Origin of the sequence: Pseudomonas luteola NBRC 103146, from assembly GCF_002091675.1 — a bacterium.
Taxonomy (GTDB): Bacteria; Pseudomonadota; Gammaproteobacteria; order Pseudomonadales; family Pseudomonadaceae; genus Chryseomonas; species Chryseomonas luteola.
Genome location: NZ_BDAE01000024.1, coordinates 1 through 15,337, shown reverse-complemented (window position 1 = coordinate 15,337; position 15,337 = coordinate 1). Strand labels below are relative to the sequence as shown.

Sequence of the window (15,337 nt, the reverse complement as noted above, 5' to 3'; positions counted from 1 at the left end):
TTAAAGATGAGCATCTACTGATGCTTCCCGCATTTCTCCGTACACCCTAGACTGCGTATTGCCGATGTTTTCTGTCGCATATCTGTAAGCCGCTCCGCTGGCTGGTTGTGCGCTGTAAATAGTTGTCGCATAGCGGCAATGCCCGGCGTGATCTACTCCCTACAATCCTTCCATCGCTAGCCCACAACAGGCAGGAGAATTTTCGATGTCTGCTCCGCAGTTCTCGGTGCAACGCACCGACTTCGACCAGATCATGGTGCCCAATTATGCGCCCGCCGCATTCATTCCCGTCCGAGGCGAAGGTTCACGCATCTGGGACCAGGCCGGGCGTGAGCTGATCGACTTCTCCGGCGGCATTGCGGTTAACGCACTGGGGCACGGTCATCCCGCCCTGATGCAGGCCTTGATGGAGCAGGCTAACAAGCTCTGGCATGTATCCAACATCTACACCAACGAGCCTGCATTACGCATGGCTCGCAAGCTGGTTGACGCTACCTTTGCCGATCGGGTGTTTTTTGCCAACTCCGGCGCAGAAGCCAACGAGGCTGCGTTCAAGCTGGCCCGTCGTTATGGGCATGACGTCAGTGGCGGAAGCCGTTATGAAATCATTGCTGCAACCAACAGCTTTCATGGCCGCACACTGTTCACGGTAAGCGTGGGCGGGCAACCCAAGTATTCCGAAGGATTTGGTCCAAAGATCGAAGGTATCACCCATGTGCCTTATAACGATCTGGACGCACTCAAGGCGGCCATCTCCGAAAAGACCTGTGCGGTCGTGCTCGAGCCCATCCAGGGCGAGGGTGGAGTACTGCCGGGTGACCAGGCGTATCTGCAAGGCGCACGTGACCTGTGCGACCAATATGGCGCACTGCTTGTATTCGATGAGGTGCAGAGTGGGGTAGGCCGTACCGGCCACCTTTATGCCTACATGCACTACGGCATCACACCTGATGTACTGACTACAGCCAAGAGCATTGGTGGCGGTTTCCCGTTGGCGGCAATGCTGACAACTGACAAGCTGGCGGCACATCTTTCGGTAGGCACTCACGGCAGCACCTACGGTGGTAACCCTCTCGGCTGTGCTATCGGTTCCGCCCTGCTGGACGTAGTCAACACGCCTGAGGTTTTAGAGGGTGTGAAGACTCGTCATAACCGTTTCCGTACCGCGCTTGAGGCCATGGGCAGCAAGTACGGCATCTTTTCCGGTGTTCGCGGGATGGGCCTGCTGATTGGCGCTCCGCTGAGCGAGCCCTGGAAAGGTCGGGCGAAGGAAGTGCTGACGGCAGCCAACGAGGAGTCGCTGATGGTGCTTCAGGCCGGTCCGGATGTCATCCGCTTTGCTCCCAGTCTGGTCATCAGCGAGGCTGACATTGATGAAGGCCTAGCGCGACTAGAGCGCGCTGTGGCCCGCATTACCCAGGCTTGAGCCTGAACGTGGCGCAGGGAGGCGCCACGGTATTCAAGAGCGATTTCAATTAGAAAAATTAGAAGGAGTGACTTCATGCTGGTGATGCGACCTGCTCGGGCAGCTGATTTGCCCCATGTGCAGCATCTGGCCGCGGACAGTCCGGTAGGTGTCACCTCTTTGCCGGATGACATCGAGCGGCTCAAGGAAAAGATCCGGGTTTCAGAAGCCTCTTTTGCCGCCGAAGTAAGCTTCAATGGCGAGGAAAGTTATTTCTTCGTACTGGAGGATTCAGACACGGGGCGTCTGGTTGGCTGTTCAGCCATCATTGCCACGGCTGGCTTCTCCGAACCGTTTTACAGCTTTCGCAACGAGACCTTTATCCATGCCTCGCGTGAGCTCAAGATTCACAATAAGACGCATGTGCTTTCACTTTGCCATGACCTGACGGGCAACAGTGTGCTGAGCAGCTTCTATATCGATCGTGATTTTCTGGATACCCCTATCGCCGAGCTCAATTCACGGGGTCGATTGATGTTCATGGCTGGTCATCCCGAGCGATTTGCCGAGTCTGTCGTGGTCGAAATCGTAGGCATGAGTGACGAGCAGGGCGATTCGCCGTTCTGGGACTCAGTAGGCCGTCACTTCTTTGATGTGAGCTATGCCGAAGCGGAGCGCATCTGCGGTGCCAAGAGTCGCACTTTTTTGGCCGAGCTGATGCCGATCTATCCGATCTATGTGCCGTTGCTGACAGATGCCGCCCAAGAGGCCATTGGCCAGGTTCATCCACGTGCGCAGATCACTTTCGATATCCTGACCCGCGAAGGCTTCGAAACTGACAATTACGTCGATATTTTCGATGGCGGTCCGACGTTGCATGCGCGTACCAACAACATCCGTTCGATGGCAGGGAGTCATGTGGTCGCGGTGGAGGTGCAGGATGCGGTCGACGGCAACCGTGCCTATCTGATCAGCAATGATCTGCTACAGGACTTCCGTGCCATTGTTCACGAGCTCGATTGGGAGCCAGGAGCGCCGGCAGTTCTGTCGAGTGCCGCCGCCGCCGCACTCAACGTCAAGGCTGGCGATACCGTACGGCTCGTCGCTGTTTAACCATGATACGTGCTGTCGTCATGAGAGTAGTGCGTGCCCAGGGCACGTCAGACGCAGGCGCGGCGAAGCGCCGGCCTGGGTCATCGGAGGGAATATGATCATTCGTCCTGTCACCCGCGCGGATCTGCCCGCGCTAATCGAGCTTGCGCGCACTACAGGCGCCGGGCTTACCACTTTGCCTGCCAGTGAAGAGCGTCTGGCTCACCGGGTGGAATGGGCTGAAAAAACCTTCCGCGGCGACGTCGAGCGTGCCGATGCGGATTATCTCTTCGTACTCGAGCAGGACGACGGCACCGTTATCGGTATTTCCGGTATTGCCGGCGCCGTAGGTTTACGTGAGCCCTGGTATAACTACCGGGTGGGGCTGACAGTCAGTGCCTCTCGCGAACTCAATATCCATCAGCAGATTCCCACGCTGTTCATGGCCAATGACCTGACCGGTAATTCGGAGCTCTGCTCGTTATTTCTGCACGCAGGTCATCGTAACGGATTGAACGGCCGTCTGTTGTCCAAGGCGCGCTTTCTGTTCATCGCCGAGTTCCGCTCGTTGTTCTCAGATAAGCTGATCGCAGAAATGCGTGGGGTGTCAGACAGCCGAGGACTTTCGCCTTTCTGGGAAAACCTGGGGCGTAACTTCTTCAAGATGGAGTTTTCTCAAGCGGATTACCTGACCGGTGTGGGCAATAAGTCATTCATTGCCGAACTCATGCCCAAGTTTCCGCTTTACACGTGTTTCCTTTCAGAGCAAGCACGGGCTGTCATTGGTCGCGTCCATCCTGATACCGAGCCTGCACTTCGCATGCTCAATGCAGAAGGGTTTGCCTACCAGGGATATGTGGACATCTTCGACGCGGGCCCGGCAATTGAATGCGAAACCGACAAGGTTCGTGCCATTCGGGATAGCCAGATACTCGTTTTGTCCATCGGCACGCCGGGCGAAGATGCCCAGCCCTATGTAATTCACAACCGTAAGCGAGAAGGCTGCCGAATTACCGCTGCACCTGCACGGGTAGCCTCTGGAACACTGGTGGTTGACCCTGTTACGGCGAGAAGGCTGCAGCTGTCTGCTGGCGCTCAGGTCCGCGCAGTGTCAGTAGCGCCCTAGGAGAAAACGACATGAGTACGCATTACATTGGCGGTCAATGGCTGGCTGGCGAAGGCGCCGAATTCACTTCGCTCAACCCTGTCGGGCAAACCGTGATCTGGCATGGAAACGAAGCCTCTGACAAGCAGGTATCGGACGCTGTAGCCGCTGCTCGCGCCGCTTTTCCTGCATGGGCTCGCAAGCCGCTGGACGAGCGTATCAAGGTGCTCGAAGCCTTTGCAGCAACACTCAAGACGCGTAGTCAGGAACTGGCCAATACCATTGGTGTGGAAACCGGCAAGCCTCTTTGGGAAGCTGCGACAGAAGTCACCAGTATGATAAACAAGGTGGCCATCTCGATTCAGGCCTACCATGAGCGCACGGGTGAAAAGGCGGGCGTCTTGGGCGAGGCTAGAACGCGGCTACGACACAAGCCCCATGGTGTTGTTGCGGTATTTGGTCCTTATAACTTCCCAGGCCACTTACCCAACGGGCATATCGTGCCGGCTTTGCTGGCAGGAAATACTGTTGTTTTCAAGCCCAGTGAGATGACGCCTGCTGTCGCCGAGCTGACGGTCAAGTGCTGGATCGAGGCGGGGTTACCGGAAGGTGTACTCAACCTGGTGCAAGGGGCTCGCGCTACTGGTGTTGCCTTGGCTGCGCAGCCTGACCTCGATGGGCTGTTCTTTACGGGTTCAAGCCGGACGGGCGCCTTGCTCCATCAACAGTTTGCTGGTGCTCCCCACAAGATCCTGGCGCTTGAAATGGGAGGGAATAATCCGCTGGTGGTCGACACGGTCGATCAGATCGATGCAGCGGTCTATAATATTGTACAGTCTGCCTTCATTTCGGCCGGGCAACGCTGCACCTGTGCACGCCGTCTGTTAGTACCGAATACGGAGCAGGGCGACATCATTCTGGAGCGTCTGGTACAGGCAGCGGCCAGGCTGCAAGTAGGACGGTTTGATGAAGAGCCGGCTCCTTTCCTGGGGGCTGTGATCTCTCTGGACGCTGCCCGCCAGCTACTTGAAGCACAAGAGCGTTTCCTGGCCAAGGGTGCAATGCCGCTACTGACCATGACTCAGCCCAACGCTGAGAACGCTTTGCTCACGCCTGGCATTCTGGATGTGACCAGCGTTGCCGATCGTGCTGACGAGGAGTTCTTCGGGCCGTTGCTGCAAGTCATTCGCTATGAGAGCTTCGACGAGGCTGTACGCGAGGCTAACGCTACCCGCTTTGGCCTGGCGGCAGGCTTGCTCTCGTCATCCAGCGCGAGGTACGAACAATTCCTGATCGAGTCGCGCGCGGGCATTGTCAATTGGAACAGGCCTTTGACAGGCGCTGCCAGCAGTGCTCCCTTTGGTGGTATAGGCGCTTCCGGCAATCATCGTCCCAGCGCTTATTATGCGGCGGACTACTGCGCTTATCCGGTCGCCTCGCTGGAAGCCGACACGCTTGATTTACCGGCAACACTGTTGCCTGGAGTCCATCTATGAACGCTTATGAAGTCAATTTTGACGGATTGGTCGGCCCGACCCATAACTATGGTGGGCTTTCCTATGGAAACGTAGCCTCTCAAAGCAATGGGCAGCTCACTTCGAATCCTCGCGAAGCCGCTCGCCAGGGGCTGGCCAAAATGAAAGCGTTGATGGAGCTCGGCTTCAAACAGGGCGTATTCGCGCCTCAGGAGCGTCCCCACGTTGCTGCGTTGCGCCAGTTGGGCTTCACCGGGACAGATGCTCAGGTCATAGAGCGCGCCGCCAGGGAAGCCTTGCCGCTGCTTGCCTCGGTCAGCTCTGCTTCTTCAATGTGGACGGCCAATGCCGCTACCATCAGTCCTAGCGCAGATACGGCAGATGGACGGGTGCACTTCACGGCAGCCAACCTGAACAGTAAGTTTCATCGTAGCATCGAGCACCCTACGACCAGCCGTGTACTGGCAGCCATGTTTCGTGATGAAACGCATTTTGCGCATCATCCGGCCTTGCCGGCCGTAAACCAGTTTGGTGATGAAGGGGCTGCCAACCACACACGTTTCTGCCGCGACTATGACGAGGCTGGCGTAGAGTTCTTCGTGTTTGGTCGGAGTGCTTTCGACAACCGCTACCCGGCGCCGCAGCGTTATCCGGCGCGTCAAACCCTGGAAGCCTCCCAGGCCATAGCGCGGCTGCATGGACTGACGGAAGAGGGTGTGGTCTATGCTCAGCAGAATCCTGAAGTCATCGACCAGGGGGTCTTCCACAATGACGTGATCGCGGTGGGCAATGCTGAAGTATTGTTCTATCACGAGGATGCTTTCCTCGAAAGCGATCACGTGCTCAAGGAGTTGACCGACAAGCTGGCTCGACGTGGCGGAACGCTGCGCGCCGTATGCGTACCCCGTAGTCAGGTAAGCGTCAATGACGCGGTACGGTCTTACCTGTTCAATAGCCAATTGCTGCTCAAGCCGGATGGCCAGACATTACTGATCGTGCCTGAAGAGTGCCGCCAGAATGCTCAGGTGTGGACATATCTGGATCAGCTCGTCAAAAGTGATGGGCCTATCCGCGAGGTCAAGGTATTCGACCTCAAACAGAGCATGCAGAACGGTGGGGGGCCAGCCTGTCTACGGCTACGTGTAGCGCTGAAGCAGACAGAGCTTGAAGCTGTCAATCCTGGTGTGCTGATGACGTCCGAGCTCTATACACGACTGGTAACCTGGGTAGATACTCACTACCGGGATCGCCTTAACGTATCTGATCTGGCTGATCCGCAGCTACTACTCGAGTGCCGAACAGCCCTGGATGAGCTTACACAAATCTTAAAGCTGGGTTCGGTTTATCCATTCCAGATCGATTGAGTACAGACATGATCGAAAGCTTGTCCCTTATTCTCGAAGACACCCAAGGCGAGCGCCGCGAAGCGCGTGCTGCCCGCGTTGCTGTTCAAATCAATGGCCGTGACCTCTGGCTGGAGCCAGACGGACAGGGTGGGCTTACGATCTATGCCGAGTCCTTTGAAGATGAGGCTGAGACCCCGGTACTGGGGTTACGCCCGCAGGCAGTGAACCAGTTTGGACTGGCGCTCAGTCTGGAGCCGGTCGAAGAGGACCATGAGCATGGTCCAGATTGTGGTTGTGGGCATGATCACTGACTAACACTACTTGCCAGCCAGGATCATCATGACGGAACAGTACGGTCTTTCTCTGGGCAAACTGCTTGAACTCACACTGGCTGGCCGAGAGCCAGCCGAAAAAATCCAGGTCACCTCCAGCGGTATTCGCTTGCAGTGGTTGAGTGAGGGCGCCTTGCTCGTCAAGCCGTCCAATGGAACGGATGCAGGGGTCGACCTCCTGCTTTCAGCCGGTATTCACGGCAACGAGACAGCACCTATCGAAATGCTGGATCGGCTGCTCAAACGCATTGCGAGAGGTGAGATAAAGCCTCGTGTTCGCATTCTCTTTCTTCTGGGCAATCCTGAAGCCATGCGGCGCAATGTTCGCTTTGTCGAGCAGGATATGAATCGCCTGTTCAACGGTAAGCATGTGCTGACGTCAGGATTCGAAGCTCAGCGGGCCGATCAGCTGGAGCGCTTGGTCGCACACTTTTTCAGCGAGCCGGACAGGGCTCGACTGCATTACGATCTGCATACGGCGATCCGTGGTTCGGCCATTGAGCGGTTTGCGCTGTATCCCTGGAGCGAGGGGCGAGAGCACTCGCAGGCCGAGATGGCCAGGCTCGAAGCCGCCGGTATTGACGCTGTGCTATTGCAGAGCAAGCCTGGTATCACCTTCAGCGCTTACAGCTACGCGGCCCATCAGGCTGAAGCCTTTACGCTTGAGTTGGGAAAGGCTCGTCCATTCGGTCAGAATGCCGGAGTCGATGTCAGTCAGCTCGAGTCCCGACTCAAGGCTATCATTGAGCAGTGCGAGCCCGAGTTGCCGCAAACACTGGAGCGGCTCAAGGTGTTTCACGTATCGCGAGAAATCATCAAGCAGAGTGAAGCGTTTCGCCTGCATCTGGCTGACGATGTCGCGAATTTCAGTCCACTGCCCGAAGGCTATCTGCTTGCAGAGGATGGTTCTCAAAAGTGGATAGTCACTGAAACGGACGCCAGGATCATCTTTCCAAATCCCAACGTAAGACCCGGTCTGCGCGCAGGGATTTTGATCGTTCCAACCAAAGCTTTAGACAATTCGTGATTTTCGAGGCGGCTTTGCATTAGCATCGGGATTTTCTCTTTCCGGAGCTGTTTGCATGAGCCTCATCGATTTGAGAAGTGATACCGTCACCCAGCCTACGCCAGCGATGCGCGACATCATGGCGAAGGCTGAGGTGGGGGACGACGTCTACGGTGAGGACCCTACCGTTCTCAAGTTGCAGCATTATCTGGCAGATGAGCTGGGTTTCGAGGCTGGTTTGTTTGTGCCCAGTGGGACCATGAGCAACCTGCTGGGGCTGATGGGGCACTGCGAGCGAGGTGATGAATACTTGGTAGGGCAGCTGGCGCATACCTATAAATATGAAGGCGGTGGGGCCGCTGTTCTGGGCTCGATCCAGCCACAGCCAGTCGAGATGGAGGCTGACGGAAGCCTGGATCTGGATCGCGTAGCGTCCTACATCAAGCCCAGGGATTTTCATTTTGCACGTACCCGCCTTCTGGCGCTGGAAAACACCATGCACGGCAAGGTGCTTCCCCTGAGCTATCTTGCTGATGCACGCCGCTTTACCCACGAGCATGAATTGGCACTCCATCTGGATGGCGCCCGTCTCTACAATGCAGTCGTCAAGCTGGGCGTTCCACCAAAAGACATTACACGTCACTTCGACTCTGTATCGGTGTGCCTCTCAAAAGGTCTTGGCGCGCCAGTAGGATCGGTTCTGTGTGGCAGCCAGGGATTGATCGATAAGGCCATTCGCTGGCGTAAGGTCGTTGGCGGCGGCATGCGCCAGGCGGGCGTCCTGGCGGCAGCAGGACTTTACGCGCTTCAGCACAACGTGACCCGACTGGCAGAAGACCATGCCAACACAGCTCGCCTCGCTGAAGGACTTGAAAAGCTGGGCTACACTGTCGAGCCGGTGCAGACCAATATGGTTTACCTTGCCGCGGGTGACAAGGCTCCCAGACTCGCTTCTTTTCTGCGAGAAAGAGGCATTGTAGTCAGCCCGGCCGCACGGTTAAGGTTGGTGACGCATCTGGATGTGTCCAGCGCAAACATTGAAACCGTGCTGGAAGCATTCGCCGCCTATCGCAAGGCCTGAATCCACTTGAATCAAATAGGCAACGCCTATATCGCAAATTGACGACAGCCGGCGCTCCGTCCCGATATACTGCAAGACTTTGCTGGCGCGCTGTAGCCCTGTATCTGTCTGGAAGAATTTATGAAAAGCGCAGAAATCCGTGAAGCCTTCCTCCGCTTCTTTGAAGAGAAGGGGCACACTCGAGTGGCCTCAAGTTCGCTGATCCCCGCGAACGACCCAACCCTGCTGTTCACCAATGCAGGCATGAACCAGTTCAAGGACTGTTTCCTCGGCCTTGAAAAGCGCACCTATACCCGTGCGACCAGCAGTCAGAAATGCGTACGTGCCGGCGGTAAACATAACGACCTGGAAAACGTCGGCTATACAGCACGTCACCATACCTTTTTCGAGATGCTGGGTAACTTTAGCTTTGGCGACTATTTCAAGCGTGACGCCATCAGTTATGCGTGGGAATTCCTGACCTCACCCAAGTGGCTGGGTCTGCCGCAGGAAAAGCTCTGGGTTACCGTCTACGCCACCGACGATGAAGCCTACGACATTTGGACCAAGGACATTGGCGTGCCTGCCGAGCGCATGGTTCGTATCGGTGATAACAAGGGCGCTCCTTACGCCTCGGATAATTTCTGGGCAATGGGCGACACAGGTCCCTGCGGCCCTTGCACAGAAATCTTCTTCGACCATGGTGAAGGCATCTGGGGCGGTCCACCCGGCTCGCCAGAAGAAGACGGTGATCGTTATATCGAGATCTGGAACAACGTATTCATGCAGTTTAACCGTACGGCTGACGGGGTTCTTCACCCGTTGCCGGCGCCCAGTGTGGATACGGGGATGGGGCTTGAGCGTATCAGTGCCGTTCTGCAGCACGTTCACTCCAACTACGAAATTGATCTGTTCAAGAATCTTTTGGCGGCTTCTGCGCAGGCAATCGGCTGCGCCAATGATGACGCGCCTTCGCTCAAGGTTGTAGCCGACCACATTCGTTCCTGTGGCTTCCTGATTGCCGATGGTGTACTGCCTTCCAACGAAGGTCGCGGCTATGTACTACGTCGTATCGTCCGTCGTGCCTGCCGTCACGGTAATAAGCTCGGCGCCAAGGGTACGTTCTTTCACAAGATCGTGGCGGCCCTGGTGGCTGAAATGGGCGAGGCATTCCCTGAGCTAAAGGATCAGCAGGCACATATCGAGCGCGTGCTACGTACCGAGGAAGAGCAATTTGCCAAAACCTTGGAGCAGGGCCTCAAGATTCTGGAGCAGGATCTGGCTGGCCTTGAAGGCGACGTGATCCCGGGTGATGTGGTGTTCAAGCTGTATGACACCTACGGCTTCCCCGTTGATTTAACAAACGACATCGCACGTGAGCGCAACCTGACCCTGGATGAGGAAGGGTTTGAGCGTGAAATGGAAGCTCAGCGTGAGCGGGCCCGCTCGGCCAGCTCGTTTGGTGTGGACTACAATAGTCTGGTCAAAGTCGAGGGCGAGACGCTCTTCACGGGTTATGACAGTCACGCCGGTAGTGGCAAGATCGTTGCGCTGTTCAAGGCAGGCAGCCCGGTGCCTCAACTGGTTGAAGGTGACGAGGGTGTCGTGGTGCTTGATCAGACACCTTTCTACGCCGAGTCGGGCGGTCAGGTGGGTGACAGCGGTTATCTGTTCGCTGACGGCCAGCGTTTCGATGTGCGTGACACCACCAAGGCAGGCGGTGCGTTCCTGCATCATGGCCTGGTTGCCGCTGGTACGCTCAAGGTAGGCGAGACGCTGGAAACACAAGTCGACGCCTCTGTGCGCCAGGCTACGGCACTTAACCACTCGGCGACTCACCTCCTGCATGCCGCACTGCGTCAGGTGCTGGGCGATCACGTCCAGCAAAAGGGCTCCCTGGTTGATAGTCAGCGTCTGCGGTTCGACTTTAGTCACTTCGAGGCTATCAAACCTGAACAGCTCAAGGAGTTGGAAGAAATCGTCAATACCGAGGTTCGCCGGAACACGACGGTTCAAATCGAGCTAATGGACATCGAAAGCGCCAAGCGCAAAGGGGCCATGGCGCTGTTCGGTGAGAAGTATGGCGATACCGTGCGCGTACTGACTATGGGTGACGGCTTCTCCATTGAGCTTTGTGGCGGCACTCACGTTGCCCGCACCGGTGATATTGGTGTGTTCAAGATCATCAGTGAAGGCGGTGTGGCATCGGGTGTACGCCGTATCGAGGCGGTAACTGGTGCTGGTGCGCTGGCATACCTGAACAAGGCGGAAGAGCAGCTCAAGGAAGCGGCAGGCCTGCTCAAAGGCAGTCGTGAAAATGTTCTCGATAAGCTCTCCGGTGTGCTTGAACGTAACCGTCAGCTAGAAAAGGAACTTGAGCAGCTCAAGGCCAAGGCCGCCAGCGCAGCTGGTAATGACCTGGCGGGGTCTGCCGTCGAGATCAAGGGCGTTAAGGTGCTGGCTGCTCGCCTTGATGGGCTGGATAGCAAGGCGCTGATGGCCATGGTCGATCAGCTCAAGAACAAGCTGGGCTCTGCCGTGATTCTGCTGGGTGGCGAGCAAGACGGTAAGGTCGTGCTGGTCGCGGGCGTGACCCAGGATCTGACCGGTCGACTAAAGGCGGGCGATCTGATGAGGCAGGCTGCTGCGCATGTGGGCGGGAAGGGTGGTGGTCGCCCTGATATGGCTCAGGGTGGCGGTACCGATCCGGCTGCGCTGGAAGGTGCACTTGAGTTGGCCCGCAGCTTTGCCGAAGCGGGATTGTGATTGAATAAGCGATGGGGCTCGCATCGCGCTCTGTGAGCCCTTGGCAGGTGTATACCTGAATTGTTAAATGAGCGCCCTCGCGTTAGGCAGCAATCAAATGGCATTGATCGTACAGAAGTTCGGCGGCACCTCGGTGGGTACTGTCGAGCGCATCGAACAGGTGGCCGAAAAGGTCAAGAAGTTTCGCGAAGCCGGTGACGATATTGTGGTAGTGGTTTCTGCCATGAGTGGCGAGACCAATCGTCTGATCGACCTGGCCAAGCAAATCATGCCGCAGCCAAACCCGCGCGAGTTGGATGTAATGGTGTCAACAGGTGAGCAGGTGACCATCGCCATGCTTGCCATGGCATTGACCAAGCGGGGTGTTCCGGCCGTGTCCTTCACCGGTGGACAAGTCCGGATCCTGACCGATAGCGCTTTTACCAAGGCGCGTATCGTCAGCATTGACGAACATCGTATCCGTGCCGAACTCAAGGCAGGGCGAGTCGTGGTTGTGGCAGGTTTCCAAGGCGTGGATGAGCAGGGCAATATCACTACCTTGGGCCGGGGCGGCTCCGACACCACGGGTGTCGCGCTTGCAGCTGCGCTCAAGGCAGATGAATGCCAGATCTATACCGATGTGGACGGTGTGTATACCACTGATCCGCGCGTAGTGCCTCATGCACGTCGTCTTGAAAAGATCACCTTCGAGGAGATGCTGGAAATGGCCAGCCTCGGCTCGAAGGTTCTGCAGATTCGCTCGGTTGAGTTTGCAGGCAAATACAACGTGCCTCTGCGCGTACTTCATAGTTTTAAAGAGGGTCCAGGCACCCTAATTACTCTTGATGACGAGGAATCCATGGAACAGCCGATCATCTCCGGCATCGCCTTTAATCGTGACGAAGCCAAGCTGACCATCCGCGGTGTTCCAGACACCCCGGGCGTTGCATTCAAGATCCTGGGTCCCATCAGTGCGGCCAATATTGAGGTCGACATGATCGTGCAGAATGTTTCGCACGATAACACCACGGACTTCACGTTTACGGTACACCGTAACGACTACCAGAATGCGCTTGAAATCCTAAAGCAGACGGCAGCGACCATCGGCGCACGTGAGGCAACCGGTGATACCAAGATCGCCAAGGTATCAATCGTTGGGGTGGGTATGCGTTCTCATGCCGGGGTGGCGAGTCAAATGTTCGAAGCGCTGGCTAAAGAAAGTATCAACATACAAATGATTTCGACGTCTGAGATCAAGGTGTCGGTCGTTATCGAAGAGAAATACCTGGAATTGGCTGTACGTGCCCTTCACACGGCTTTCGAACTCGATGCGCCTGCTCGGGTAAGCGAATAGCCAATCTCTCTGGAGGGCGTTTTTGGATGCCTTCCATCGATTTGATCATGCCGCCGGAACTTTCTTTCTGGCGGTATTGGTCAATAGATCAGTAAGGATCGCGGGTTCCCGTAATTGATCCTGATTTTTTTGCAGACTGTGGTCCTGAACGAAAGGAGAAAAGGAATGCTTATTCTAACTCGACGGGTTGGAGAAACCCTTATGGTAGGTGATGAAGTGACCGTAACGGTCTTGGGAGTTAAGGGAAATCAGGTGCGCATTGGGGTGAATGCTCCTAAAGAAGTGGCGGTTCACCGTGAGGAAATCTACCAGCGAATTCAAAAGGAAAAGGACCAAGAACCTAACATCTGATTTTTATTTAACTTTTTGCTTGCATACGGGAAAAAATCGCGTATATTACGCCCCGTCGCGGTGAGGTGGCCGAGAGGCCGAAGGCGCTCCCCTGCTAAGGGAGTACACCTCAAAAGGGTGTCGAGGGTTCGAATCCCTCCCTCACCGCCATTTACGTTACAGGCTCCGGGAAAAGCGATTCAGAGTTCTATCCCTCTGATTCTATTAAGAAATTCGCTTGACTCAAAAAGATATGAGCCTATAATGTGCACCCTCAGCGCGCTCGTAGCTCAGCTGGATAGAGTACTCGGCTACGAACCGAGCGGTCAGAGGTTCGAATCCTCTCGAGCGCGCCATTTTGAAGGGTGTTTAACAAGCACCCGGTTTTACCAGTGGTGATCTGGATATAAAAGCACCAAGTTGCGCGCTCGTAGCTCAGCTGGATAGAGTACTCGGCTACGAACCGAGCGGTCAGAGGTTCGAATCCTCTCGAGCGCGCCATACCCCAAAGGGCTTGCAGAAATGCAAGCCCTTTGTTTTTGTGCCCTGAAAAACTTACGCAGACATGTTCCGGCGAGGCTATATGAACTGGGAACTTGAAAATCCGTTCGTCATATCGTTGCAGGTATCAATGACTGACATCGATGCGCTTGGGCATGCCAATAATGCTGTTTACGTCGCCTGGCTAGAACAATGTGCCTGGCAGCATTCAAGTAGTTTAGGACTTGGTGTTGACGAGTTTCACCGGTTGGACCGCGCCATGGCGGTAGTTCGGCACGAGATCGACTATCTCGCAAGTGCTTTCGAAGGTGATCAGTTGCTGCTGGGAACATGGCTGACTGATTGGGACAGGCGGCTACGTATGACACGTCGTTTTCAACTGATGCGCCCGTCCGATGGTATGACCTTGCTGCGTGCAGTCACGACTTTCGTATGTATAGAGCTCTCGTCAGGCAAGCCGCGGCGTATGCCTGAGGCTTTCATTCAGGGTTACGGTCAGGCGCTGCCTGATTCGCTTTAAGTGTTCCAGAGGTCTACATGCAAATCGCTTTGGCGCCCATGGAGGGGCTGGTTGATGAGATTCTGCGTGATCTGCTAACGCAGGTAGGTGGCATCGACTGGTGTGTCACGGAATTTATTCGCATTACCAACCGGCTATTGCCTCTAGCAACGTATGAAAAATACGCTCCGGAGTTGGCAAGCGGCTCGATGACGCGAGCGGGAGTACCCATGCGAGTCCAGTTCCTAGGGTCGGATCCTGTCTGTCTGGCAGAGAATGCGGCGTACGCCTGTACGCTGGGTGCTCCGGTCATTGATCTGAATTTTGGTTGTCCTGCCAAGACTGTTAACAACTCCAAGGGCGGTGCCATTCTCCTTAACGAGCCAGAGCTGTTGCACTCGATTGTCTCGCATGTTCGTCGTGCCGTGCCTTCGTCTATCCCGGTGACAGCCAAGATGCGGTTGGGCTATGACAGCCCTGAAGGCGCGCTGGAGTGCGCTCAAGCGTTGGTTTCTGGCGGGGCGCAACAGTTGGTTGTGCATGCCCGTACCAAAAAAGATGGCTATAAACCGCCCGCTCACTGGGAGTGGATTGCCAGGGTTGCGGAAGTCGTCGACGTTCCTGTACTGGCTAACGGCGAGATCTGGACGCTGGAGGATTACTGGCGGTGCCGTGAGGTGTGCGGTATCGCGGAAGTTATGTTGGGGCGTGGATTGGTTTCCCGGCCTGACCTGGCGCGACAGATAGTGGCCAGCGTCAAGGGTGAGCATGTTGAGCCTATGCAGTGGGAAGAGCTGTTCGCGCTGCTACAGATTTTCTGGCTCAAAGCGCGCCAGAAGATGGCGCCACGCTATGCGCCGGGACGTTTCAAGCAGTGGTTGGGTATGCTTTCCCGTAATTATGAGGAGGCGCTGACGTTGTTTGGCGAAATACGCCGTGAGACAGAATGCGAGCGGATCGATACGCTGCTTGGCTTACAGCCCTCAATTCCTTCGGTTGCATAGTCCAGTTCAGTTACCGTTCATCGGGCGTACCACTTGAAAAAAGCGAGCGGATTCCTATATGGAATCCTGCAGGGCGCCGAAGC

The 15,337-nt window shown here is 56.0% G+C and carries 13 protein-coding genes and 3 tRNA genes; all 16 read left to right on the top strand.

From position 1 onward, the window contains the following. The first annotated feature begins 205 nt into the window (after nucleotides 1-205). The 16 genes from PLU01S_RS20410 (at nucleotide 206) to PLU01S_RS20335 (ending at nucleotide 15,254) form a co-directional block, all read left to right on the top strand. Complete coding sequence (locus PLU01S_RS20410; protein ID WP_074823813.1) at nucleotides 206-1,426, top strand: aspartate aminotransferase family protein; 1,221 nt, start codon at nucleotides 206-208, stop codon at nucleotides 1,424-1,426. Nucleotides 1,427-1,501: 75 nt separating this feature from the next. Further along, nucleotides 1,502-2,518 (top strand): arginine/ornithine succinyltransferase subunit alpha, encoded by a 1,017-nt coding sequence (gene aruF, locus PLU01S_RS20405; RefSeq protein ID WP_010794962.1) that lies wholly within the window; start codon nucleotides 1,502-1,504, stop codon nucleotides 2,516-2,518. A gap of 94 nt (nucleotides 2,519-2,612) precedes the next feature. Next, nucleotides 2,613-3,623, top strand: a complete 1,011-nt coding sequence (astA, locus tag PLU01S_RS20400) for an arginine N-succinyltransferase (RefSeq protein ID WP_010794961.1) — start codon at nucleotides 2,613-2,615, stop codon at nucleotides 3,621-3,623. A gap of 11 nt (nucleotides 3,624-3,634) precedes the next feature. Further along, entirely contained in the window at nucleotides 3,635-5,098 is a 1,464-nt protein-coding gene (astD, locus tag PLU01S_RS20395) for a succinylglutamate-semialdehyde dehydrogenase (protein WP_074823816.1), read from the top strand. Then, nucleotides 5,095-6,441, top strand: coding sequence for an N-succinylarginine dihydrolase (gene astB, locus PLU01S_RS20390; protein ID WP_074823819.1), 1,347 nt, complete (start codon nucleotides 5,095-5,097; stop codon nucleotides 6,439-6,441). The genes astD and astB overlap by 4 nt, the downstream gene beginning before the upstream one ends. 8 nt (nucleotides 6,442-6,449) lie before the next feature. Further along, nucleotides 6,450-6,734: a hypothetical protein gene (locus PLU01S_RS20385; protein WP_010794958.1), complete on the top strand. Its 285-nt coding sequence runs from the start codon at nucleotides 6,450-6,452 to the stop codon at nucleotides 6,732-6,734. 28 nt (nucleotides 6,735-6,762) lie between these two features. Continuing rightward, nucleotides 6,763-7,782 (top strand): succinylglutamate desuccinylase, encoded by a 1,020-nt coding sequence (astE, locus tag PLU01S_RS20380; RefSeq protein WP_074823822.1) that lies wholly within the window; start codon nucleotides 6,763-6,765, stop codon nucleotides 7,780-7,782. 55 nt (nucleotides 7,783-7,837) lie between these two features. Next, a complete protein-coding gene (gene ltaE, locus PLU01S_RS20375) occupies nucleotides 7,838-8,842 on the top strand; it encodes a low-specificity L-threonine aldolase (protein WP_074823825.1) in 1,005 nt (334 codons plus the stop codon). Between the two features lie 120 nt (nucleotides 8,843-8,962). Then, nucleotides 8,963-11,587 carry an alanine--tRNA ligase gene (gene alaS / locus PLU01S_RS20370; RefSeq protein WP_074823829.1) on the top strand — a complete coding sequence of 875 codons (2,625 nt, stop codon included), beginning with the start codon at nucleotides 8,963-8,965 and terminating at the stop codon, nucleotides 11,585-11,587. Between the two features lie 97 nt (nucleotides 11,588-11,684). Then, nucleotides 11,685-12,920, top strand: a complete 1,236-nt coding sequence (locus tag PLU01S_RS20365; protein ID WP_010794954.1) for an aspartate kinase — start codon at nucleotides 11,685-11,687, stop codon at nucleotides 12,918-12,920. Nucleotides 12,921-13,085: 165 nt separating this feature from the next. Further along, on the top strand, nucleotides 13,086-13,271 hold the full coding sequence (gene csrA, locus PLU01S_RS20360) for a carbon storage regulator CsrA (RefSeq protein WP_010794953.1): 186 nt from the start codon (nucleotides 13,086-13,088) through the stop codon (nucleotides 13,269-13,271). Between the two features lie 59 nt (nucleotides 13,272-13,330). Beyond that, nucleotides 13,331-13,421 (top strand) — tRNA-Ser (locus PLU01S_RS20355). A gap of 108 nt (nucleotides 13,422-13,529) precedes the next feature. After that, nucleotides 13,530-13,606: transfer RNA gene (locus PLU01S_RS20350), tRNA-Arg, on the top strand. A 68-nt stretch (nucleotides 13,607-13,674) separates the two neighbouring features. Continuing rightward, a tRNA-Arg gene (locus PLU01S_RS20345) sits at nucleotides 13,675-13,751 on the top strand. A gap of 82 nt (nucleotides 13,752-13,833) precedes the next feature. Then, nucleotides 13,834-14,271 carry an acyl-CoA thioesterase gene (locus tag PLU01S_RS20340; protein ID WP_019365431.1) on the top strand — a complete coding sequence of 146 codons (438 nt, stop codon included), beginning with the start codon at nucleotides 13,834-13,836 and terminating at the stop codon, nucleotides 14,269-14,271. A 17-nt stretch (nucleotides 14,272-14,288) separates the two neighbouring features. Then, nucleotides 14,289-15,254 (top strand): tRNA dihydrouridine synthase, encoded by a 966-nt coding sequence (locus tag PLU01S_RS20335; protein ID WP_074823833.1) that lies wholly within the window; start codon nucleotides 14,289-14,291, stop codon nucleotides 15,252-15,254. The last annotated feature ends 83 nt before the right edge of the window (nucleotides 15,255-15,337 follow it).

Bases quoted from the DNA above. Each gene is read 5' to 3' on its own strand.
- PLU01S_RS20410 (WP_074823813.1), top strand. From the start codon at position 206: ATGTCTGCTCCGCAGTTCTCGGTGCAACGCACCGACTTCGACCAGATC.
- aruF (WP_010794962.1), top strand. From the start codon at position 1,502: ATGCTGGTGATGCGACCTGCTCGGGCAGCTGATTTGCCCCATGTGCAG.
- astA (WP_010794961.1), top strand. From the start codon at position 2,613: ATGATCATTCGTCCTGTCACCCGCGCGGATCTGCCCGCGCTAATCGAG.
- astD (WP_074823816.1), top strand. From the start codon at position 3,635: ATGAGTACGCATTACATTGGCGGTCAATGGCTGGCTGGCGAAGGCGCC.
- astB (WP_074823819.1), top strand. From the start codon at position 5,095: ATGAACGCTTATGAAGTCAATTTTGACGGATTGGTCGGCCCGACCCAT.
- PLU01S_RS20385 (WP_010794958.1), top strand. From the start codon at position 6,450: ATGATCGAAAGCTTGTCCCTTATTCTCGAAGACACCCAAGGCGAGCGC.
- astE (WP_074823822.1), top strand. From the start codon at position 6,763: ATGACGGAACAGTACGGTCTTTCTCTGGGCAAACTGCTTGAACTCACA.
- ltaE (WP_074823825.1), top strand. From the start codon at position 7,838: ATGAGCCTCATCGATTTGAGAAGTGATACCGTCACCCAGCCTACGCCA.
- alaS (WP_074823829.1), top strand. From the start codon at position 8,963: ATGAAAAGCGCAGAAATCCGTGAAGCCTTCCTCCGCTTCTTTGAAGAG.
- PLU01S_RS20365 (WP_010794954.1), top strand. From the start codon at position 11,685: ATGGCATTGATCGTACAGAAGTTCGGCGGCACCTCGGTGGGTACTGTC.
- csrA (WP_010794953.1), top strand. From the start codon at position 13,086: ATGCTTATTCTAACTCGACGGGTTGGAGAAACCCTTATGGTAGGTGAT.
- PLU01S_RS20340 (WP_019365431.1), top strand. From the start codon at position 13,834: ATGAACTGGGAACTTGAAAATCCGTTCGTCATATCGTTGCAGGTATCA.
- PLU01S_RS20335 (WP_074823833.1), top strand. From the start codon at position 14,289: ATGCAAATCGCTTTGGCGCCCATGGAGGGGCTGGTTGATGAGATTCTG.